The 20162-nt window shown below is 72.2% G+C and carries 23 protein-coding genes and 1 pseudogene; 11 read left to right on the top strand and 13 right to left on the bottom strand.

Features of this window, described 5'->3' with window-relative positions:
• Nucleotides 1–2 precede the first annotated feature (2 nt).
• Nucleotides 3–1358, bottom strand: coding sequence for a dipeptidase (locus tag WBK31_RS29535; protein WP_378786416.1), 1356 nt, complete (start codon nucleotides 1356–1358; stop codon nucleotides 3–5).
• 276 nt (nucleotides 1359–1634) lie between these two features.
• Between WBK31_RS29535 and WBK31_RS29530 the strand changes: the two genes are divergently transcribed.
• Entirely contained in the window at nucleotides 1635–3017 is a 1383-nt protein-coding gene (locus tag WBK31_RS29530; protein WP_378786417.1) for an aspartate aminotransferase family protein, read from the top strand.
• A gap of 52 nt (nucleotides 3018–3069) precedes the next feature.
• Nucleotides 3070–4179, top strand: coding sequence for an alanine dehydrogenase (gene ald, locus WBK31_RS29525; protein ID WP_364060422.1), 1110 nt, complete (start codon nucleotides 3070–3072; stop codon nucleotides 4177–4179).
• Between the two features lie 4 nt (nucleotides 4180–4183).
• Here the strand turns inward: ald and WBK31_RS29520 are convergent, their stop codons facing one another.
• From WBK31_RS29520 to WBK31_RS29505, 4 genes are all read right to left on the bottom strand, one after another.
• On the bottom strand, nucleotides 4184–5536 hold the full coding sequence (locus WBK31_RS29520; RefSeq protein WP_406673496.1) for a tetratricopeptide repeat protein: 1353 nt from the start codon (nucleotides 5534–5536) through the stop codon (nucleotides 4184–4186).
• 77 nt (nucleotides 5537–5613) lie between these two features.
• Complete coding sequence (locus WBK31_RS29515) at nucleotides 5614–6576, bottom strand: sulfite exporter TauE/SafE family protein (protein WP_406675540.1); 963 nt, start codon at nucleotides 6574–6576, stop codon at nucleotides 5614–5616.
• Between the two features lie 44 nt (nucleotides 6577–6620).
• The gene (locus WBK31_RS29510) at nucleotides 6621–6821 is read right to left on the bottom strand and encodes a hypothetical protein (protein WP_406673495.1); all 201 of its coding nucleotides are present in this window, start codon (nucleotides 6819–6821) and stop codon (nucleotides 6621–6623) included.
• 90 nt (nucleotides 6822–6911) lie between these two features.
• The gene (locus tag WBK31_RS29505; RefSeq protein WP_364060431.1) at nucleotides 6912–7202 is read right to left on the bottom strand and encodes an SHOCT domain-containing protein; all 291 of its coding nucleotides are present in this window, start codon (nucleotides 7200–7202) and stop codon (nucleotides 6912–6914) included.
• Between the two features lie 182 nt (nucleotides 7203–7384).
• Between WBK31_RS29505 and WBK31_RS29500 the strand changes: the two genes are divergently transcribed.
• Both WBK31_RS29500 and WBK31_RS29495 read left to right on the top strand, forming a co-directional pair.
• The gene (locus WBK31_RS29500) at nucleotides 7385–7735 is read left to right on the top strand and encodes an FAD-dependent monooxygenase (protein ID WP_364060434.1); all 351 of its coding nucleotides are present in this window, start codon (nucleotides 7385–7387) and stop codon (nucleotides 7733–7735) included.
• Complete coding sequence (locus tag WBK31_RS29495) at nucleotides 7690–7833, top strand: hypothetical protein (protein WP_406673494.1); 144 nt, start codon at nucleotides 7690–7692, stop codon at nucleotides 7831–7833. The genes WBK31_RS29500 and WBK31_RS29495 overlap by 46 nt, the downstream gene beginning before the upstream one ends.
• An 18-nt stretch (nucleotides 7834–7851) precedes the next feature.
• Here WBK31_RS29495 and WBK31_RS29490 read toward each other — a convergent pair whose 3' ends face one another.
• Genes WBK31_RS29490 through WBK31_RS29480 form a run of 3 tightly spaced genes read right to left on the bottom strand, consistent with a single transcriptional unit; the run spans nucleotide 7852 to nucleotide 9601 of the window.
• Entirely contained in the window at nucleotides 7852–8499 is a 648-nt protein-coding gene (locus WBK31_RS29490; RefSeq protein WP_364060440.1) for a response regulator transcription factor, read from the bottom strand.
• Entirely contained in the window at nucleotides 8496–9452 is a 957-nt protein-coding gene (locus WBK31_RS29485) for a sensor histidine kinase (RefSeq protein ID WP_378790184.1), read from the bottom strand. Before WBK31_RS29485 ends, WBK31_RS29490 begins: the two co-directional genes overlap by 4 nt.
• A complete protein-coding gene (locus WBK31_RS29480; RefSeq protein ID WP_406673493.1) occupies nucleotides 9452–9601 on the bottom strand; it encodes a hypothetical protein in 150 nt (49 codons plus the stop codon). The genes WBK31_RS29485 and WBK31_RS29480 overlap by 1 nt, the downstream gene beginning before the upstream one ends.
• A gap of 222 nt (nucleotides 9602–9823) precedes the next feature.
• Here WBK31_RS29480 and ggt point away from each other — a divergent pair, with 222 nt between their 5' ends.
• Together ggt and WBK31_RS29470 are read left to right on the top strand one after the other, a co-directional pair.
• The gene (gene ggt, locus WBK31_RS29475; protein WP_406673492.1) at nucleotides 9824–11467 is read left to right on the top strand and encodes a gamma-glutamyltransferase; all 1644 of its coding nucleotides are present in this window, start codon (nucleotides 9824–9826) and stop codon (nucleotides 11465–11467) included.
• 219 nt (nucleotides 11468–11686) lie between these two features.
• Complete coding sequence (locus WBK31_RS29470) at nucleotides 11687–11941, top strand: hypothetical protein (protein WP_378790282.1); 255 nt, start codon at nucleotides 11687–11689, stop codon at nucleotides 11939–11941.
• On the opposite strand, the pseudogene WBK31_RS29465 reads toward WBK31_RS29470, so the two are convergent.
• A pseudogene (locus WBK31_RS29465) lies at nucleotides 11920–12030 on the bottom strand (hypothetical protein); the annotation flags it as partial. The gene WBK31_RS29470 and the pseudogene WBK31_RS29465 sit on opposite strands and share 22 nt — an antisense overlap.
• Before the next feature lie 179 nt (nucleotides 12031–12209).
• Nucleotides 12210–12383: a hypothetical protein gene (locus WBK31_RS29460; protein ID WP_364060449.1), complete on the bottom strand. Its 174-nt coding sequence runs from the start codon at nucleotides 12381–12383 to the stop codon at nucleotides 12210–12212.
• Nucleotides 12384–12488: 105 nt separating this feature from the next.
• Here WBK31_RS29460 and WBK31_RS29455 point away from each other — a divergent pair, with 105 nt between their 5' ends.
• Both WBK31_RS29455 and WBK31_RS29450 read left to right on the top strand, forming a co-directional pair.
• On the top strand, nucleotides 12489–13274 hold the full coding sequence (locus tag WBK31_RS29455; protein WP_364060451.1) for an SURF1 family protein: 786 nt from the start codon (nucleotides 12489–12491) through the stop codon (nucleotides 13272–13274).
• A 2-nt stretch (nucleotides 13275–13276) separates the two neighbouring features.
• The gene (locus WBK31_RS29450) at nucleotides 13277–13591 is read left to right on the top strand and encodes a DUF3817 domain-containing protein (RefSeq protein WP_364060453.1); all 315 of its coding nucleotides are present in this window, start codon (nucleotides 13277–13279) and stop codon (nucleotides 13589–13591) included.
• A 42-nt stretch (nucleotides 13592–13633) separates the two neighbouring features.
• Here the strand turns inward: WBK31_RS29450 and WBK31_RS29445 are convergent, their stop codons facing one another.
• The 3 genes from WBK31_RS29445 to WBK31_RS29435 all read right to left on the bottom strand — a co-directional run bounded on the left by WBK31_RS29445 (nucleotide 13634) and on the right by WBK31_RS29435 (nucleotide 15914).
• Entirely contained in the window at nucleotides 13634–13825 is a 192-nt protein-coding gene (locus WBK31_RS29445) for a hypothetical protein (protein ID WP_364060456.1), read from the bottom strand.
• 127 nt (nucleotides 13826–13952) lie between these two features.
• Nucleotides 13953–15020 carry a protein kinase domain-containing protein gene (locus WBK31_RS29440; protein WP_364060459.1) on the bottom strand — a complete coding sequence of 356 codons (1068 nt, stop codon included), beginning with the start codon at nucleotides 15018–15020 and terminating at the stop codon, nucleotides 13953–13955.
• Nucleotides 15021–15059: 39 nt separating this feature from the next.
• A complete protein-coding gene (locus tag WBK31_RS29435; RefSeq protein WP_364060462.1) occupies nucleotides 15060–15914 on the bottom strand; it encodes an arylamine N-acetyltransferase in 855 nt (284 codons plus the stop codon).
• 72 nt (nucleotides 15915–15986) lie between these two features.
• On the opposite strand from WBK31_RS29435, the gene WBK31_RS29430 reads away from it, so the two are divergent.
• From WBK31_RS29430 to WBK31_RS29420, 3 genes are read left to right on the top strand one after another with little or no spacing between them, the layout of a single operon-like run.
• Nucleotides 15987–16670 (top strand): response regulator transcription factor, encoded by a 684-nt coding sequence (locus WBK31_RS29430; protein WP_378786425.1) that lies wholly within the window; start codon nucleotides 15987–15989, stop codon nucleotides 16668–16670.
• Entirely contained in the window at nucleotides 16667–18739 is a 2073-nt protein-coding gene (locus WBK31_RS29425) for an ATP-binding protein (RefSeq protein ID WP_406673491.1), read from the top strand. Before WBK31_RS29430 ends, WBK31_RS29425 begins: the two co-directional genes overlap by 4 nt.
• Nucleotides 18732–20159 carry a DUF4153 domain-containing protein gene (locus WBK31_RS29420; RefSeq protein WP_406673490.1) on the top strand — a complete coding sequence of 476 codons (1428 nt, stop codon included), beginning with the start codon at nucleotides 18732–18734 and terminating at the stop codon, nucleotides 20157–20159. The genes WBK31_RS29425 and WBK31_RS29420 overlap by 8 nt, the downstream gene beginning before the upstream one ends.
• The last annotated feature ends 3 nt before the right edge of the window (nucleotides 20160–20162 follow it).

Below are 20162 nucleotides of genomic sequence, written 5' to 3'. Positions count from 1 at the left end.
CGCTAGACGCCGTGCGCGGAGGGCCCGCTCAGCTCGTGCAGGAAGAGCGCCTCGGTCGTGGCGATGCGGCGCAGCTCCTCCAGGTCCACCCGCTCGTTGGGCGCGTGGATGGACGCCTCCTCGTCCTCCGCGCCGAACAGCAGGATCTCGGCCGCGGGGAACTGCTTGAGCAGGGCGCTGACCAGCGGGATCGAGCCGCCGGCGCCGACGTCCCTGGGCGGGCGGCCGAACGCGCGCTCCATGGCGCGGTTGAGCGCGGCGCGGGCCGTGCCGCCGGAGTCGGCCTGGAAGCCGGCGCCGATCGTGAAGTCGCCGAACGACACCTGCACACCCCACGGCGCCACCTGGCGCAGGAAGTCGGCCACGGCGTCGACCGTGGTCTTCGGGTCGCCCGCCGGAGGCACGCGGACAGTCACCCTGGCGCGCGCCACGGGCTGGACGGCGTTGATGGCGCCGGAGACGCTGGGCACGTCGAGGCCGGTGACGGTGATCGCGTACGACGCCCAGAGCCGGTCGGCCAGCGAGCCGGAGCCGACGAGCGAGACGCCGTCGAGCACCCCCGCGGTCTTCCTGAACTCCTCCTCCGACGGCCCCTGGCCGAGGAACGTCCCGCGGGGCAGGCCGGGCACGCGGATGTCGCCGTTCTCGTCGTGCAGCGCGGTCAGCATGCGCATGAGCGCGGCCAGCGCGTCGGGGGCCGCGCCGCCGAAGGAGCCGCTGTGCACGGGCTCGCGCAGCGTGCGCACCTCGATGGTGAAGGCGGCCATGCCGCGCAGCGACGTGGTGACGGAGGGGTCGCCGACGCGCGGGTTTCCGGTGTCGGCCACCACGATGGCGTCGGCGCGCAGCAGGTCGGGGTTGCGCTCGACGAACGCCTCCAGACGGTCGCCCGCGTACTCCTCCTGGCCCTCGATGATGACCTTGATGCCGACGGGGAAGTTCCCCTGGAACGCCCGCAGGGCCGTCACGTGGGAGATGACGCCCGACTTGTCGTCGGCGCAGCCGCGCCCGTAGAGGCGGCCGTCGATCAGCGTCGGCTCGAACGGCGGGGTGCGCCAGGCGGCCGGGTCGCCGGCGGGCTGCACGTCGTAGTGGGCGTACAGCAGCACGGTCGGCATGCCGGGCGGCGCGGGGGCCTCACCGAAGACGGCCGGGAAGCTGCCCTCGACGGGCACCTGCTGCACGCGCGGCAGGCCGGTGGAGCGCAGCAGCTCCTCCACCATCCCGGCGGCGGCGAACACGGGCTCTTCCGGGTGCCCGGGGAAGGCCACGGAGGGGATGGCGGCCAGTCTCTTGAGCTCCTCGATGGCCTGCGGCATCGCGGCGGAGACAGCGTTCTCGATCTGTTCAGGAGTCACGGGACGGTCCCCCGGGGGTCGTTCTCGTCAGTCGCGCCCGTCTACGGGCGCTCACGGCAGTTCGGGTCTCATTGGACCACAACCGCTCCTGTGCTGCGGAAACGGCACGGGGCGCGGCTGCGGGCCCGCGGGCTAATGTACCTGCGGATTTCGTCGCCGTTACATATGGGTTCTGCGGATCCCGATTTTCTTGCATATTGCTGCGACCGATTCGCTTGGCAACTCCGCAGGTGAACGTGCAGACTGTGGGGAGTTGAGACACGAGGGACGATAACCATGACGCAGCCGGAACTCGACGTCCTGAAAGCCGCTCAGGACCACCTGTGGTTGCACTTCACCCGACACAGCGCCTACGAGCAGTCCGAGATCCCGACCATCGTGCGTGGCGAGGGGTCCTACGTCTACGACATCCACGGCAAGCGTTACCTCGACGGCCTGGCGGGGCTGTTCGTGGTCCAGGTGGGTCACGGCCGGCAGGAGCTGGCCGAGGCCGCCGCCAAGCAGGCTCAGGAGCTCGCGTTCTTCCCGCTGTGGTCCTACGCGCACCCCAAGGCCGCCGAGCTGGCCCAGCGCCTGGCCGCCCTCACCCCCGGCGAGCTGAACCGGGTCTTCTTCACCACCGGCGGCGGCGAGGCGGTCGAGACCGCCTGGAAGCTCGCCAAACAGTACTTCAAACTCATCGGCAAGCCGCTCAAGCACAAGGTCATCAGCCGGCAGATCGCCTACCACGGCACCCCGCAGGGCGCGCTGTCCATCACCGGCATCCCGGCGTTCAAGCAGATGTTCGAGCCGCTGGTGCCGGGCTCGATCCGGGTGCCCAACACCAACCACTACCGCGCCGACGAGATCACCGGCGTCCCCGGCATGACCCCCGAACAGTACGGACAGTGGGCCGCCGACCGGGTGGCCCGCGCCATCGAGATGGAGGGCCCCGACACGGTGGCCGCCGTCTTCGCCGAGCCCGTGCAGAACGCCGGCGGCTGCTTCCCGCCCCCTCCCGGCTACTTCCAGCGGCTGCGCGAGATCTGCGACGAGTACGACGTGCTGCTCGTCTCCGACGAGGTCATCTGCGCCTTCGGCCGGCTCGGGACCATGTTCGGCGGCCAGAAGTTCGACTACGTGCCCGACATCATCACCTGCGCCAAGGGCTTGACCAGCGGCTACTCCCCGATCGGGGCCATGATCGCGCACGAGCGGCTGTTCGAGCCGTTCAAGAACGGCGACACCATGTTCCCCCACGGCTACACCTTCGGCGGGCACCCCGTCTCCGCCGCCGTCGCGCTGGCCAACCTCGACATCTTCGAACGCGAAGACCTGCTCGGCCACGTCAGCGCCAACGAGCCGCTCTTCCGCCAGACCCTCGACGACCTGCGCGACCTGCCGATCGTCGGAGACGTGCGCGGCTCCGGCTACTTCTGGGGCATCGAGCTGGTCAAGGACAAGGCCACGAAGCAGACGTTCGACGCCGCCGAATCCGAGCGGCTGCTGCGCGGCTTTCTGTCCAAGGCGTTGTTCGACGCCGGCCTCTACTGCCGGGCCGACGACCGCGGCGACCCCGTCATCCAGCTCGCGCCGCCCCTGATCGCCGGGCCGAAGGAGTTCGCCGAGATCGGCGAGATCCTGCGCGGCGTGCTCACCGAGGCGTGGGCACGGCTTTGACACCCTCCAACCCGGCACGACGGCGTGCCGGTTCCCGAAAGGACCCACCGCAATGAAGATCGGCGTCCCAGCCGAGGTCAAAAACCACGAATACCGTGTCGCCGCCACCCCGTCAGGCGTACACGAGCTGGTGCGCAACGGGCACGACGTCACCGTACAGCGAGGCGCCGGCCTGGGCTCGCAGATCACCGACGAGGAGTACCTGGCCGCGGGCGCCAAGATCGTCGACTCCGCGGACGCCGTGTGGGCCGAGGCGGACATGGTGCTCAAGGTGAAGGAGCCCATCGAGGAGGAGTACCACCGGCTGCGCGAGGGCCTGGTCCTGTTCACCTACCTGCACCTGGCCGCCTCCAAGCCGTGCACCGACGCGCTGCTCGCCGCGCGCACGACCGGCATCGCGTACGAGACCGTGCAGGTGGGCAACTCGCTGCCGCTGCTCGCGCCCATGTCCGAGGTCGCCGGGCGGCTCGCGCCGCAGGTGGGCGCGTACAACCTGATGCGCTTCAACGGCGGCAGGGGCATCCTGCCCGGCGGCGTGCCCGGCGTGGCCCCCGCGAAGGTCGTCATCATCGGCGGCGGTGTCTCCGGCCTGAACGCCGCGCAGGTCGCCGTCGGCATGGGCGCCGACGTCACCGTGCTCGACACCAACATCGACCGGCTGCGCCAGATCGACGCGATCTACCAGGGCAGGCTCAAGACGCTGGTGTCCACCTCGTACGCGATCGAGCAGGAGGTCCTGCAGGCCGACCTCGTCATCGGGGCGGTGCTCATCCCCGGCGCCAAGGCCCCGACGCTGGTCTCCAACGACCTGGTCTCCCGCATGAAGCCCGGCTCCGTGCTGGTGGACATCGCCATCGACCAGGGCGGCTGCTTCGAGGACTCCCGGCCCACCACGCACGCCGACCCGACGTACAAGGTGCACGAGTCGATCTTCTACTGCGTGGCCAACATGCCCGGTTCCGTGGCCAACACCTCGACGTACGCGCTGACCAACGCGACGCTGCCGTACGCGGTCAAGCTGGCCAACCTGGGCTGGCGCGACGCGCTCAAGAGCGACCCCGCGCTGGCCGGCGGCCTCAACACCTACGGCGGGCTGCTCACGAACGAGCCCGTGGCGCAGGCGCTCGGCCTGCCGTACACGCCGGTCTCCGAAGTCCTCTAGAGCGTCACCGGACGCCGAGGCGGCGGCGCAGGTCGCGGGCCGTGGTCAGGACGTGCTGCAGCTCGCCCTGACCCGGCCACGGCGCGCTGCCCGGACGCAGCAGCGTGCCGCGCACCGACGCCAGGTGCTCGACCGCGCTGAGATGCACGCCGCTGCGCGCCACCAGCCAGGCCACCACGTCGGAGTGGTCGTGCAGCGGCCGGGTGACGACGTCCCACGTGCTCAGCACCTCGACCATGTCGGCCACCGACGGCGGCACACCGCCCCCGCGCGCGATCGCCGCGGCGGCCAGCTCCGCCCTGGCCGTCAGCTCCGGCTCGGCCGGGCGCGCCCACGCGGGCGGCGGCGGGTCGGACAGCCAGATCTGCGCCTCGCCGTGCTCGCCCGCCGCCGACAGCAGGCCGCCCAGCTCGACGGCGGCCTCGTGATGTCCCGCCTGCGCGGCCTGGCGGAAGAAGTGGCGGCCGCCCGCGAAGTCGCCGAACTCGGCGATCAGCAGCAGCCCGTAGTTGTAGGCGGCCTCCGGGTCGCCGCTCGCCGCCGCCCGGCCGAACCAGTGGCTGGCCGCCGCCGTGTCGCCGAGCTCCACGCAGACGAACCCGGCCATCCGCTGGTCGCAGGCCCGCCCGGCGGCCGCCGCCTGCTCGAACCAGCCACGCGCCGTACGCAGGTCGCCCCGCGACAGCGCCACCCCGCCCAGCCGCGACGCCGCGCCCGGATGCTCGCTCTTGGCGGCCAGCCGGTAGTACGCCTCGGCGCCCTCGGGGTCGCGGGTCGCGTCGAGGAAGAGGCCCAGGCAGTACGCCGACTCGGCGTGGCCGCCCCTGGCCGCGCACTCCCACCAGTGCAGGGTCTCGGCGTCGTCGCCCGCGCAGTAGGCCAGGAACCCCAGGTCATGGGCCGAGGCCACGTCGCCGTCCGCCGCCGCCCTGTGATGCCACTCGCGGGCCGTGCCCAGCTCGCCCGACTCCTCGCACATCAGCGCCAGCCGCCTGGCCGCCGCCCGCGACCCGGCCGCCGCCGCGATCTCGAACCACTTCCTGGCCGCCTCGGGGTCGCCCCGCTGCTCCAGCAGCAGCGTCGCCAGGTTGGTCGCCGCCTCGGCGTCGCCGGTGCTCGCCGCCGCCTCGTACCAGGTGACGGCCTCCTCCAGGCTGCCGTGCTTCTCGTGCCAGATACCCAGGTTGTACGCGCTGTCGACGTTGCCGCCCGCGGCGGCGCGCTCCCACCAGTGCTTGGCCGCCGCCCGCTCGCCGTGCTGGGCGTAGAGCTTGCCCAGCCGGTGCGCGGCGCGCGCGTCACCCGCCTGCGCGGCGGCCAGCAGCTCGGGTTCGTCTCCTGCACGCGGCGCCGGCACCGCAACCTCTCCTCGCCAGGCCATGGCGACAGAGTGGCACGTGATCACCCGATCGCGAACCGTAATCGCCACATGCTTCACGAGAAGTTGATGAAGCCCGCGTACATGCCCATCCCGCAGACGTAGCGCAGCGTGCCGGCAGGGCGGGGCGGCAGGCGTACGGTGGCGGGCAGCGCCACGTCACGCCCGTCGATCACGACCGTGTCCGTGCAGCCGCGATCCAGCACCTCGAAGACCACCTCGACCTCGGTGTTCGCACGGAGGTCGACCATGGCGGGCCGGTAGCCGTCGCGGGTGGCCCACACGGTCACCGACGTCGGCGCGGGGCCGTGCGGCCTGGCCTCGGCGGGCGCCGGGGCGGCCAGCCAGCCGCCGAGGCTGATGCCCGACCCGGCCGTCCACAGCCCGGCGGCGAGCGCCACCACCCCGGCCGCCCTCGCCAGGCGGGTCCTGGAGATGCGCCGCAGCACGTACCCGAGCAGCGCGAACGCCGGCGCGGTGCCCGCCACGAACCCCGCCATCACCGCGGCCCCCGCCAGCGGCGAGCCGCTGGAGATCGCGACCATCTCCATGCCGAGCGTGACCCCGCAGGGCACGAGAATGGTGGCCGCGCCCAGCAACGGGGCTCGCCACCGGGAGATGGCCTGCCTTTGACCTTCGCCGGGCTGCCGGCTCTCGGCGTGGGCCGCGCATGCCGCCGGATCCGAGCAGGCCGTGTGCTCCGCCCTCGCCTCGGAGCGGCCCGCGGAATCCGTTCCCGCCGCGTGGTCCTCACAGGTCGCGCGCCCCCGCCTGATCAGCCGTACGGCGAAGACCACGACGGTGACGCCCGCCGCGACGAGCAGCACCGCTCTCGCCTGAGGCGGCAGGCTGACGGCCGAACCGAGCAGCCCGAGCAGTGCCCCCGCCGCGGTGTGTGAGGCCAGCCGTCCGGCGAGGAACCAGCCCACCAGCGCGGGATCACGCCCGCGGCGGCCGTCGGCGAGCCCGATGAGCAGCCCGCCCTGCGCCGCCGTACAGGTGGCGGTACCCGCGAGCAGACCGGCGGCGGCCCCGCCGGCCAGCAGGGTGAGGGCCTGCGCGCTCAGGGTACGAGCGCCAGGCTGTCCAGAGACCCGCTCTTGGCGGCCTCGACGATCGAACTGAACTGGTCGAGGCTCATCTCCACGCGCTGCCCGAAGTCGTCGACGATGATCACCTGGCGGTCCTCGGGCGCCGTGTGATCGACGAACAGCTCGGGGCAACCGCAGCTGCACTGGCCGCAGAACTTGGCGATGGACTGCATTCTTGTCCCCACTTTCGATGTAGCCGTATACGAAACGTAACGCGACTCCATGAATGCGGCCAGTGACAGTTGTTGCACCCAAAGTGATGTTTATGAGGCGCCGCCGCGGAGAACGGACATCTTTTCGAAGTACTCGTCGTCCGTCATCTCACCGCGAGCGTACCTCTCGGCGAGGATCCGCTCCGCGGCCGCCGTCGGCGGCTCGGCCGGCGCGAACGGTGGCCTGCCTCCCGCGCGTCGCGGCCCCCACCAGCCCTTGCGGAACCCGACGACGGCCAGCGCGATGAGCGCCACCCAGAGCAGGCCCCAGGCGATGGGGAAGATCGGCCAGAAACCCGCGGCGGGGCCCCAGTGCGGTGCCCACATGGCGATGGTGTGCATGTTCTCCTCCTTCGAACGTCGTGACTCAAGCGTCCTGCGAAGGAGGCTCCGGCGAATCGGACGCCGGGCTCTGTCCGGGCTGCGCCCGGGGGAGTGCGCGGGCGCGGCCCGCGTACGACGAGAGGGGTAGGCCGCGGGCCGATATCGGCTATTCGGCCGGCGAGATGGGCTTGCGAGCCTCGATGAGGAACCGCGTCGAATGCGCCACGAACGGCGCCGAGCGGCACCGCAGCGGCCGGGTGTTCCTGGCGGGCGACGCGGCTCACCTGTTCCCTGCCGGCGGGTCGGCGCTCAACGTCGGCATGACCGACGCCGCCAACCTCGCCTGGAAGCTCGCGGGCAGGCTGCGCGGGCGGGTGAGCGAGGAGGTGCTGGACACCTACGAGAGCGAGCGGCAGCACGCCACCTGGCCGCCCTGCTGCACGACGCGGGCGTCCGCTATCCGGCCGTCCCAGGCGCGGACGCGCATCCGCTGGCGGGGCGGTTCGTGCCCGACCTGGCGCTGCACGGCGGGCGGCGGGTGGCCGAGCTGATGCACGAGGCCCGGCCCGTGCTGCTCGACCTGGGCGGCGGCGGAGCACTGGTTCGGCCGCACCTCCGCTGTCCAGCCCGCCTGAATCGTCACGCCTGAATCGTCACGCCTGAATCGTCACAGCCAGCCCGGCTTGACCAGGCCCGACTCGTATGCGATCACCACGAGCTGGGCCCTGTCGCGGGCGTGCAGCTTCATCATGGCCCGGCTCACGTGGGTCTTGGCCGTCGCGGGCGACATGAACAGCTTGGCCGCGATCTCGTCGTTCGTCATCCCGGTGCCGACGAGGGCGAGCACCTCGCGTTCGCGCTCGGTGAGCTGGTCGAGACCGGCGGCGGCGACGGGTTCCTTGGCGCGCGATGCGTACTCGGCGATGAGCCTGCGCGTCACGCTCGGCGACAGCAGCGCGTCTCCGGCCGCCACCACCCTGACGGCCTGGATCAGCTCGGCGGGCTCGGTGTCCTTGACCAGGAAGCCGCTGGCGCCGCCGCGCAGCGCCTCGAAGACGTACTCGTCCAGCTCGAACGTGGTGAGGATGATGATGCGCGGGCCCTCGGGCATCTGCCGGGTGGCGGTGAGCCCGTCCATGCCGGGCATGCGGATGTCCATGAGCACGACGTCCGGCCGGTGCTGTGCCGCCAGCCGGACGGCCTCCGCGCCGTCGGACGCCTCGGCCACCACGGTCATGTCCGGCTGCGCGTCGAGCAGCGCCTTGAAACCCGCGCGGACCAGCGCCTGGTCGTCCGCGAGCAGCACCTTGATCATGAACTCTCCTTGGGTAGGGGCAGCCTGGCCTCGACCTGGAATCCGTCGCCGTGCGGGCCTGCGACGAGGGTGCCGCCGAGCGCGGAGGCGCGTTCGCGCATGCCGGGGATGCCGTTGCCGCTGCCCTCGTCGGCCAGCGGGGCGGGCCCGGTCGCGCCGGTGTCGGTGACCCGGATGAGCAGTTCGTCCTCGCCGAAGTCGAGGAGGACGCGCACGTCGCCGCCGGGCGCATATCTGCCGGCGTTGGTGAGCGACTCCTGCACGATCCGGTACGCCGCCCGCTCCACCTGCGGCGGCAGCGGCCGGGAGCCGTTGCGTTCGAGCGTCACCCGCTGCCCGGAGCGCTCGATCAGCTCGTCCAGCCGGTCGAGGTGGGCGGTGGGGGAGCGGGGCGCGCCTTCGCGCAGCACGTTCAGCACCGAGCGCATCTCGCCCAGCACCTCCTTGGAGGCGGTCTTGATGGTGGCGAGCGCGGTGCGGGCCTGCTCGGGGTTGTCGTCGATGAGGTGGAGCGCGGTGCTGGCCTGGACGTGGATGAGCGAGATGTTGTGCGCGAGCACGTCGTGCAGCTCCTGCGCCATCGTCAGGCGTTCCTCGCTGGCCTGCCGCCTGGCCTCCTCCTCGGCGGTGCGCTCGCGTTCGCGCCGGCGCTCGCTTGCGATCCTGACCAGCTCGGCCACGACCATCAGCAGCGTGTTCGAGGTGAGCACCCACACGCTGTGGAAGAAGTCGACGTTGCCGATCGACCAGGCGTAGCCGAGGTACGACAGCACCGCCACCCCGGCCATCGCCCAGCCGAGCGCCCGCCGCCCCCGTACGACCAGGAGGAACAGCAGCACGGCCGGGCTGATGAAGGCGGGCCCGTAGGCGTAGCCGAAGTGGAGGAACAGGTTGCTCGCGGCCAGCGCGCCGACGGTGGTGAGCAGCGGGAAGCGGCGGTGCAGCAGCACCATCACCGGCCCGACCGCGAGCAGCGCGAAGGCGCGGACGTCGAGCGGCTCCCGCCAGCCGGCCTGCCCCAGGAGGCGCCCCGGGCGATCACCGTCTGGGCCACGGCCACGATCAGCGCGAGATAGGGGTCGAAGCCGGACTTGCTACGCACGGAACCACGCTAAGTCAAGCTTCTGACCAGCGCATCACCCTGATGTGTGACCGGCCTCTACCACAACGGGCGTAGCTGGGTCATCGTGGGAAACATGCGCCGTGCGATCATTTCCGCAGCAGCAGTCCTCGTGTCGCTCGCGTCCGCGCCCGCGGCGGCGGCACAATCCACCCCCAAGAACCCCGGCCACAGGCCGCCCAGCAGCGGCACGACCAGCGCAAGATGCCCGTGGCCGAGGGATACGGCGGCGCCGTGGCGACCGTCGACCACGACGCCACCAAGGCCGCGATCTCCGTGCTCAAAAAGGGCGGCAACGCGATGGACGCGGCCGTGGTGGCGGGCGCCGTGCTGGGCGTCACCGAGCCGTACTCGGCCGGCCTGGCCGGCGGCGGCTTCATGGTCTACTACGACGCCAGGAAGCGTAAGGTCTTCACCATCGACGGCCGGGAGACCGCGCCGCGCAAGATGACCAGCACGTCGCTGGAGGGCATCCCGTTCGACGAGGCCGTCACCAGCGGCCTGTCGGCGGGCGTGCCGGGCACGGTGGCGAACTGGGATCTGGCGCTGCGCAAGTTCGGCACGCTCTCGCTCAAGCAGGCGCTCCAGCCGGCCATCGAGGTGGCCACCAAGGGCTTCGTGGTCGATCAGACCTTCCACGACCAGACGGCGGCCAACGCCGACCGCTTCAAGGACTTCACCTCCACCGCCCGCCTCTACCTGCCGAACGGCGCCCCGCCGCCGGTCGGCTCGGTGTTCAGAAACCCCGAGCTGGCCAACACCTACCGGGAGCTGGGCAAGCGCGGCCCCGGCTGGCTCTACGGCGGCGGACTCGGCAAGGAGATCGTGGCCACGGTCAAGCGGCCCCCGGTCACGCCGGGCAGCACGCGCAACGTCAGGCCGGGCCTGATGGAGCTGTCCGACCTGCGCGCCTACCGCGCCCTGCTGCGCGAGCCGACCAAGGTCTCGTACAAGGGCCTGGAGGTGTACGGCATGGCGCCGCCGTCGTCGGGCGGCTCCACGGTCGGCGAGGCGCTCAACATCCTGGAGGCGCTGCCGCAGGTCGGCCTGCACGAATACCTGGAGGCGTCCCGGCTGGCCTTCGCCGACCGCGGCGCGTACGTCGGCGACATCCCGCGCGTCCCGCTCAAGGAGCTGCTGTCGGACGGCTTCGCCAAGGAGCGCGCCTGCCTGATCGGGCAGACCGCGATGCCGCACCCGGCCGCGCCCGGCGACCCCGACGGCCGCTACGGCGGCTGCGACCGGCCGACCGGCACCGCGACCCCGGTCGCCAAGGAGGGCCCGGAGACGACCCACCTGGTGGTGGCCGACCGCTGGGGCAACGTGGTCGCCTACAACCTGACCATCGAGTCCACCGGCGGCAACGGCATCGTGGTGCCCGGCCGCGGCGTGCTGCTCAACAACGAGCTGACCGACTTCACCTTCGGCCCCGCGCCGGGTGATCCGAACCTGCCGGGCCCCGGCAAGCGGCCGCGCTCGTCGATGGCGCCGACGCTGGTGTTCGACGACGGCAGGCCGGTGCTCGCGGTCGGCTCGCCGGGCGGCTCCACGATCATCACGACCGTGCTGCAGATCCTGCTCAACCGCTACGACTGGGGCATGACGCTGCCCGAGGCGCTGGCCGCGCCGCGCGCCACGCAGCGCAACACCGAGAAGACCCAGGCGGAGCCCGCGTTCCTGGCCGAACATCAGGCCGAGCTGGAGTCGATGGGGCACGCGTTCGAGCCGAACCCGGAGATCGGGGCCGCCACGGCGCTGGAGTTCCTGGGGCGGGACCGCATCCAGGCGGTGGCCGAGCCGGCCAGGCGCGGCGGCGGCAGCGCGATGGTGGTCTCCGCGCGCCGCTGACTCAGCGGATGAGCTGGAAGGCGCCGGGTTTCACCCTCCTCGTACGCGCCCAGTACGCGAAGGTGAAGCCCGGCCAGATCGTCCGGTTCACGCCGTGAAGACGACCGAGTCGTGCCCGAGCCCGGTGTTGAGGCCGAGCAGGAAGAACAGGTTGGGGAACCCGGCGGTGACGATGCCGAGGTAGGTCTGCACGCCGTCCTTCCACGCCTCCTGGCGCGGGTGGCGCAGCGCCGGCTCCTGTGCGCCTTCATCAGGCGCGGATGCACGGCGAAGCCGGGCGCCCTGGCCGGCAGGCGCAGGAGGCGGCGTACGGCGGGCGGGAACGCGACCGGGGTGACGCCGTTCTTCGCGGCGCATTCGCGCAGATGGCGGTGGATCTCCTCCTGCGGCGAGAACAACCGCGTCCAGGAGGGGTTGAGCGCGAACGAGTACGAGTACACGTGCGACGGCACGCCGCACGCGCGGCCGGGGTAGGTGTTGTCCCGCCAGGTGCCGCCCAGCTCGCCGGCCTTCTCCAGGATGACGACGTCGTGGTAGCCGGCTTGCTTGAGCTTGATGGCCATGCAGATCCCGGCGAAGCCGGATCCGGCGATGACGATGCCCGGTCCGCTCACTGGCCCTTCTCGGAGGTCCGTTATTGGACTGCGCATCCAACATAGGTCCGGATGCCCTCGGCGGGTCCAGCGTACGGGAACGACGAATCCCCGCCACGGCCTCCGCGGCGGGTGATGCAGTCGGCTGCCTACTGCAGCAGCAGGAACGCGACGACGCCGATGACGACGATGGCGGCGACGACTGCGATGATGGGGACGAGCGGCGACTTCTTCGGCTCGGCGGCGGCCTCCTGCTCGCGCGCGTTCGCGAACGCGCGGAAGGCCTGGGTGTTGCCCGCAGGATCGATGTGCTGGTCAGACATGGGCAGCAGCCTAGCGTGATCCCCTGCGTCGTTTGCGGCTTTTGGTGGGATCGATTGGGCCATCCTGATTACGAGACCTCCCTGCCCGGCAGATAGCTTGGAAGCATGCTGCGGACCCTGCTGTCGCCCCGTCTCCTGGGGCTGCACCTGCTCACCATCGGGGTCCTCGTCGCGTTCATCCTGCTCGGGCGCTGGCAGCTCGGCGTGTTCCAGGACTCCGGCAAGCCGCGCGCCACCGCCGACCCCGCGGCCGTGCCGGTCGCCACGCTCGCCCAGGTGGGCGGGCAGATGAACGGCGAGTACGTCGGCCGCAGGGTCACCGCGGAAGGCGTCTACGAGGCGGCCAGACAGCTCCTGGTCGCCGACCGGCGGGCCGACGTCGACGCGCCCGGCGGCAACGTCTCGCGCGACCACGGCTACTGGGTGCTCACGCCGCTCAGGCTCGACGACGGCACGCTGATGCCCGTCGTACGCGGCTGGACGGCCAAGGCCGACGACCCGGCGATCAAGTCCGTACCCGAGGGCAAGGTCACGGTGACGGGGCGGCTGCGTCCCCAGCAGGGCACCGACAGCGTGCAGCGGCGCGCCGAAGGGCTGCCGCCCGGTCAGGTGCAGACCGTCTCCACCGGAGAGCTGATCAACCTGTGGCAGGGGCAGAAGATCCGCACCGGCTTCGTCGTCGCGCAGCCGCCTTCGGGCTCGCTCACCCAGGTCAAGGTGAGTCCGCCCGTGGTCGGAGGAGAGCTGACCTGGCGTAACCTGGCGTATGCCGCCAACTGGTGGATCTTCGCGGTATTCGCCGTCTTCATGTGGTTCCACTTCGTCCGCGACGCGGTGCGAAGCGATCGGGACCGCCGCACGTCGTCCCCTGAAATGGTTCTGGAAGGTTAACGGTGGAATCGGCTCTCAAGCCCTTCCGGGCGCTCGCCTACGTCGTGGGCGTCATGCTGCTCGTGCTCTGCGTCGGCATGGTCCTGCGGTACGGCTTCGGCCAGGAGGCGATGTCGAAGATCGTCGCCCCGATCCACGGCGGCCTCTACATGATCTATCTCGTCGCGGCCATGAACCTGGGCATGAAGGCGCGCTGGTCGTGGCCGTACCTGCTGGGCGTCATGCTCGGCGGCACGGTGCCGTTCCTGTCGTTCTACGTCGAGCGCAGGGTGACCAGGCGCGTGGAGAACGAGCTGGCCGCGGCGGAGGCGAGCTGAGCCCTTAAGCGAGCCTCCGCCGTACGGCGATGCTCGCCGGCTCTAGCGGCCGATGCCCCGCCTGCGGGCCCTCTTGAGGCGCTCGCGCTGCGACGGGTCGAGCATCAAGTAGCCCACCACCGGGGCGGCGACCACGCCGAGGAGGACCAGCAGGGTGACCCATCCCGGCAGGAGCCACCACGAGAGCAGGACCGCGGCGCCCGCGCCGATCAGATACTTCTGGATTGGCGACATCCTCGAAACCCTCCGAACGCGGAGCGCGCGCTCCGCCTCTTTCCACATTCTGCGTCGCCTGTCCAACGTGTGAACCAGGCGGCTTGGTTCCGTCTCGCGATGTATCTCAATCGTTGCGCAACGGGCATCACGGGCGGGCACCGGCGATCTTCTGCAGGTCGTGGCGGAGCTCGTCCACAGTGGGACGTTCCAACGGGTTGCCCTTGAGCAGCCGGTACAGCACCGGAGCCAGGGGCCCCGCGTGTTTCAGCGGCGCACCGGGCGAGGGCGGCGTGCCCTCGACGGCGGCGAAGAGCGTGGCGCCGAGCGACCACAGATCCGCCGCCTGCGTCGCCGCGCCCTCGGGCGCCGAGTACGCCGGGAGCGTTCCCGCCCGCGGCAACGGCATCAGCCGTGCCCTGCCGGAGTCGTCGATGAGCACGTTGCCCGGCTGCACCCCGCCGTGGAACTCGTCCAACGACGCCAGCCGCTCCAGCACGTCGAGCCCGATCGCCGCCACCTGGGCGGGCGGCAGCGGCCCCGCCGCCTCGATCACGACGTCCAGCGGTCGATCGACCGCCAGCCGTTCCAGGGTCTCGCGCACCACCTCCATCGGCGGTGGCCCCGACGGGTGCAGCATGGCCCGCAGCAGCGACCTGAACGGGTCGGCGCCCTCCGCGGGCACCTGGCCGGGCGGGCGGCCCTCCACCGCGAAGTGCAGCGTGGCCGCCAGCGACCACAGGTCGGCCGACGGCAGCATGCTCAGGCTGGGATAGCCGAACCCGCTCAGCACCGCCCGGCCCGTCGCGGTGAGCAGCACGTTGCCGGGATCCACGCGGCCGTGCACGATGCCGGCCGCGTGGGCGGCGCTCAGCGCCGACAGCAGGCACACGCCCACCCTGGCCGCCTGGGCGATGGGCAGCGGACGGTGCGAGCGCACGACCTGTTCGAGCGACGTACCCGAGACGAACTCCATGACCAGCCACGGCACGCCGTCCTCGATCAGCACGTCGAGCACCCGCACCACGAAAGGGTGGTGCAGCCCGCTCGCCCTGCGCGCCTCGAACAGGGCGGCCTCCCGCAACTCCGGCGGCACCCGCAACTGCCTGACGGCGACGTCGCGGTGCTCCGCCTCGTCGAAGGCAAGGCGCAGGGAGCCCGAGCCAAGCGGATTGAGCAGGCGGTAGCGACCGTTGAGTTTCCTGGTCTCACCCATGTCTACGTGCACCATAGCGCCATCGACAGGGCTCGGCCATCACGAGGCCCTGGCCGCCAGCCAGGCTTCCTGCGCCGCGTGCACCTTGCTCCACAGCGCGTCCTTCTCCTGCGCGCTCACGTCGTCGAGCGGCAGCCCGAAGACGTCGTTGAGCGCCGCGAAGTAGTCGCGCGCCGAGTCGAGCGTCACCGACAGCGACGTGTTGCCGTAGCGGGTCAGGCTCAGCCCGCGCAGGCAGTCCACCCCGTACGCGTCGCGCCGCTGCACCACCGCGACCCGGACGAACCCCGACTCCGGAGACGTCGTCAAATGCTCGTGCATATCCGCGAAAGCCGACATCTCCGCAGGGTCAAGGGCGAAGTCCATGCCCAGGAACGAACCGCTCGGGTCGTGGTCCAGCCGCCAGCCGCCGGGCGCCACCTCCGAGCGGCGCAGCCCGTACGTGAAAGGCCCCTGCCGATAGGTGCCCTCGACCAGCGGCAGCGGCTCGTGCAACGCGTCGCCCAGCCCCACGTCCACCATCCACTCGCCGCCGGGATTGTCGTCCGACGGCAGGCCGCGCGCGGTCAGCACCAGGTGGTTCCCGGTGATCCCCGGCTCGCTGTGACGCATCTGCACCCCGCCGACGTGCCGGGTCACGTCGTAGCCCAGCGATCGCAGCAGCGCGGAGAACGCGCCGTTGAGGTGGTAGCAGTAGCCGCCGCGCCCCTTGAGTATCCGCGCGGCCGACTCCTCGGGATCGACGGTCGTGCGCCGTCCGAGCCAGATCTCCAGCGCCTCGTACGGCACCCGCTCGACGTGCGCGGTGTGCAGCGCCCGCAGATTCTCGGCGCTCGGAGGAGCGCCGAGCAAGGAGGGCAGGCCAAGACGAGTGAGATACGCAGTGGTGTCCATTCGGCAATTCTGCACGGAATGTGCACGACTTCGGCAGTGTCGTCTGCACAGCCCGCTTCTAGGCTTTCGTACGTGGCAGAGCAGCGACGCATCCTCGTGGTCGAGGACGACGTGACGATCGCGCTGGCCGTGCGCAACCGGCTGGCCGCCGAGGGATTCGACGTCAGGGTGGCCGCCGACGGGCAGGACGCCCTCGTCCAGTTCGCCAAGGCCGAACCCGATCTGGTGATCCTCGACCGGCTGCTGCCCGGCCTCGACGGTCTGGAGGTGTGCCGCCGCATGCAGGCCGCCAGGCCCGTCCCCGTGCTCATGCTCACCGCGCTCGGCGAGGAGACCGACGTGCTCGTCGGCCTCGGCGTCGGCGCCGACGACTACCTTGCCAAGCCGTTCAGCATGCGCGAGCTCGTCGCCAGGATCCACGCCCTGCTGCGCCGCGTCGAGCGCGCCGCCCAGCTCGCCGCCGAGGACACCGTGATCAGGGCCGGCGAGGTCGAGATCGACACCGCCGCCCGCCGCGTCTTCGTGCGCGGCGTCGAGGCCCAGCTCACCAGGACCGAGTTCGACCTGCTGCGCCGCCTCGCCGAACGCCCCGGTCACGTCTTCGAGCGCGACCGGCTGCTGTCGGACGTGTGGGGCTTCTCCGAGGCGGCCGCCACCAGGACCGTCGACAGCCACGTGCGCGCGCTGCGCCGCAAGCTCGGCTCCGACGTCGTACGCACCGTGCACGGCGTCGGCTACGCCCTGGTCACCCGATGAACCCCCTCGACTTCCTCGGCCGCATCAAGGTCAAGCTCGGCATCGTGATCGTGCTGGCCGTCGGCACCGCGTTCGTCGTCAACGAGGTCGGCATCAACTCCGGGCTCTCCCGCGAAGTGCGCATCGCCGTCGCCGTCGTCCTCGCCCTGATCATGGTGCAGGTCCTCGCCATGGGCATGACCAAGCCGCTGCGCCAGATGGCCCGCGCCGCCCAGACCATCGCCAAGGGCAACTACAACCTGCGCGTCGCCGCCACATCGCGGGACGAGGTCGGCGAGCTGGCCAGGGCGTTCAACGCGATGGCCGCCGACCTCGGCGAGGTCGATCGGCAGCGGCGTGAGCTCGTCGCCAACGTCAGCCACGAGCTGCGCACCCCCATCACCGGGCTGCGCGCCGTGCTCGAGAACGTCGTCGACGGCGTCTCCGCCGCCGACCCCGTCACCATGCGCACCGCGCTCGCCCAGACCGAACGGCTCGGCCGGCTCGTCGCCCAGCTCCTCGACCTGTCGCGGCTCGACTCCGGCGTCCGCCTCATCGAGGCCGAGGCCGTCGCGCTCGCCCCGCTCGTCGAGCAGGCCGTCCGCGAGGCCGCGCTGGCCCGCGAGGACGTCTCCATCCGGCCGTCCATGCCGGACGACCTCGTCCTGCGGGCCGACCCCGACCTGCTCGCCCAGGTTCTCGCCAACCTCCTCGACAACGCCGTACGGCACAGCCCGCCCGGCGGGACCGTCACCGTGAACGCGGCCGCCTCCGGGCCCGGCGTCCGGCTCACCGTCGCCGACCAGGGCCCCGGCATCCCCGCCTCCGCCCGGGCCCGCGTCTTCGAACGCTTCTCCCGCCTCGACGCCGGCCGCGCCGCCGACGCCGGAGGCGCCGGGCTGGGGCTGGCCATCGTGAAGGAGATCGTCGAACTGCACGGCGGCTCCGTCCGGATCGACGACGGCCCCGGCTGCCGCATGGTCGTCGACCTCCCCAACCGCATCACGCTCCCCGGCACCCCGCTGCCCGCGTCTTCCGCCGTGCGCGCCCCGGACCCGACCACGCCGCCCATCGGCACCGCATCCGGACCGGATGGCGCGAGGGCTGCGTCCGGGCCGTCGGGTGGTGCGGAGGGCACGCCCAGGCTTTCGTACGGTGAGTGCGCGCCCTCTGGGGCGGTGGGCGCGGACGGCGCGGCCGCACAGCCCGGGAGCGCCGCGTCCGGTGCTCCGGCCGTGATCGGGTCGCCGGTCGCCACGGCCGGCGGCTCCGGCGCTGAGGGCGTGGGCAGCCCGCCGTACGCCGCCGCTCCGGACAGCGCAGCCGGACTGCCAGACGCGCCCGCCACTGACCTGGCCGCCCACACCCGCAACGCGGACGCGCGCACCGGGGGTGTGGACGCGCCCGCCAGGGGCCTGGGCACGTGGAGCAGCGGTTCGGAGGATGCGGCCAGCGGCACGAGCGCGGGCGCCTGCAACCTGGACGCGCACGCCTGCGACCTGGACGTGCGCGCCGGCGGACCGGCCGCTGAGACCGGCGGCGAGGACTCTGGCGCCGCCGGCGAGGACGTTCGCGCGGGCAGCGCGGAGGCCGGCGGCGGTGGCGCGGCGGGTGCTCTGGCGGCGGTGGCGTATGCGGGTGGGCCCAGCGGGTTGGTGCGGCTGATCGTGGGCGGGCTGATCGGAGTCGTGGCCGGGTTCCCGGTGGGGCTCTTCGCCGCTGTGCCGGCCGCCGCGGTCGTGAGCGATGCGGGGGCGTTCCTCACGCTGGCCGGCTGCGTCGGGGCGTGCGGGGCCGCCGGTGCCGCCCTGGGGGTCAGGTCGGCTCGGCGTGCGGCCGCGGCCGAGTACCACCGGCGCCAGATCGCCTACCAGCAGGGCTCCGCGCATCACCTGGTCCCGGCGAGCCGGCTGGGTGAGGTGGCCGCAGGCGGCGCAGGGGTCGTAGGCGGTGCGGGGGCCGGAAGCGGCGCGGGAGCCGTAGGGAGCGCAGGCCAGACGGCGCCGGCCGGGCGCCGGCATGGGCGGTGGGGGATATCGGGGGGCGGCTTATGTGCCGCCGCCGCTCTTCCCCAGGCCGGAGGTGCCTGAGGCGCCGAAGTGGGTGTTGCCTGCGGCGGCCGGGGCCGGGGCGTTCGCGGCGGTGGCGCTGCCGGAGGCGCAGGCAGGGCTGGGCCTGGTGCTGGTCGCGGTGGTGCTGGGAGGGGCGGCGCTGCCGGCGGTGCTGCGGCGGGTGACGCCGTGGACGGTGGCGTTCGGCGCGACAGCGTACTGGCTGGTCGCGATGGCGGCGGTGCGCGACGCGGACTGGCTGGTCGCGATCCTGCTGCCGGCGGGGGCGGGGCTGGGCGCGCTGGCCGTGTCGGGCGCGGGCAAGGGCTGGATGGGCGTGATCAGGGGCGGCCTGTCGGTGCTGCTGGCGCTGGGCCCGGTGCCGTGGTTCCTGGCCGGGCCGATGAAGCGGCTGACGGCGCGGCGGCGGGTGCTGCCGACGCTGGCCGCGCTGGGCATCACGGCGGTGCTGCTGCTGGTGTTCGGGGTGCTGTTCGCGTCGGCGGACGCGGTGTTCGCCACGTACGTGGAGCGCCTGACGGCGGCACCCGCCTGGGTGGAGCAGGTGCCGGTGCGGATCTTCCTGTTCGGGGTGTTCGGGGTGCTGCCGGCGGCGGTGGTGCTGGTGGCGCTGCGGCCGGTGGTGGATCCCGCGGGGCCGGCGACCAGGTTCGAGGTCAGCAGGAGCGTCTGGCTGGTGCCGCTGACGGCGGTGAACCTGCTCTTCGCGGCGTTCGTGGCGGTGCAGATCACGGCGCTGTTCGGCGGTGACGCGCTGGTGCTGGAGACGGCGGGGCTGACCTACGCCGAGTACGCCAGGCAGGGGTTCTTCCAGCTCGTGGTGGTCAGCGTGTTCGTGCTGGGCATCGTGGCGGTGGCGGCGGGCCTGCTGAAGGTGGGGCGCCGGGAGCGCTGGGTGCTGGCGGCGCTGCTGGGCGTGCTGTGCGGGCTGACCATGGTGGTGCTGGCCTCGGCGCTGCACCGCATGAACCTCTACACCGACGCCTACGGCCTGTCGCGGCTGCGGCTGTCGGTGCAGGCGACGGTGTGGTGGCTGGGTGCGCTGTTCGCGCTGGTGCTGGTGGCCGGCGCGATACGGCTGGCGGGCCGCGGCATCGGCTGGCTCCCCCGTACGATCGTGCTGGTCACGGGCCTGAGCCTGGGTGCGTTCGCGCTCGCCAACCCCGATCTGCAGGTCGCGCGGACGCAGGTGGAGATCCGCGGCGTCACCAACCTCGACTCGGACTACCTGGGCGACCTGGGCGCGGAGGCGGTGCCGGCGCTCGACCGGCTGCCGGAGCCGCAGCGCAGTTGCGTGCTGCGCGACGTCGTACGCGCCAACGGCCTGGCCGAGCCCGACCCGTGGAACGGCTGGAACCTGGCCCGGGCCCAGGCCCGCGCCCTGCTCGCCGAGCGCCCGTTGCTGCCCCAGACCTCATGTCCGGCGCGGCGGCTCTGATTG

Source organism: Nonomuraea sp. N2-4H (genome assembly GCF_045291505.1).
Classification (GTDB): Bacteria; Actinomycetota; Actinomycetes; order Streptosporangiales; family Streptosporangiaceae; genus Nonomuraea; species Nonomuraea fastidiosa.
The sequence above is the reverse complement of the archived record's forward strand: the minus strand, read 5'-3'. Positions and strand labels throughout refer to the sequence as shown.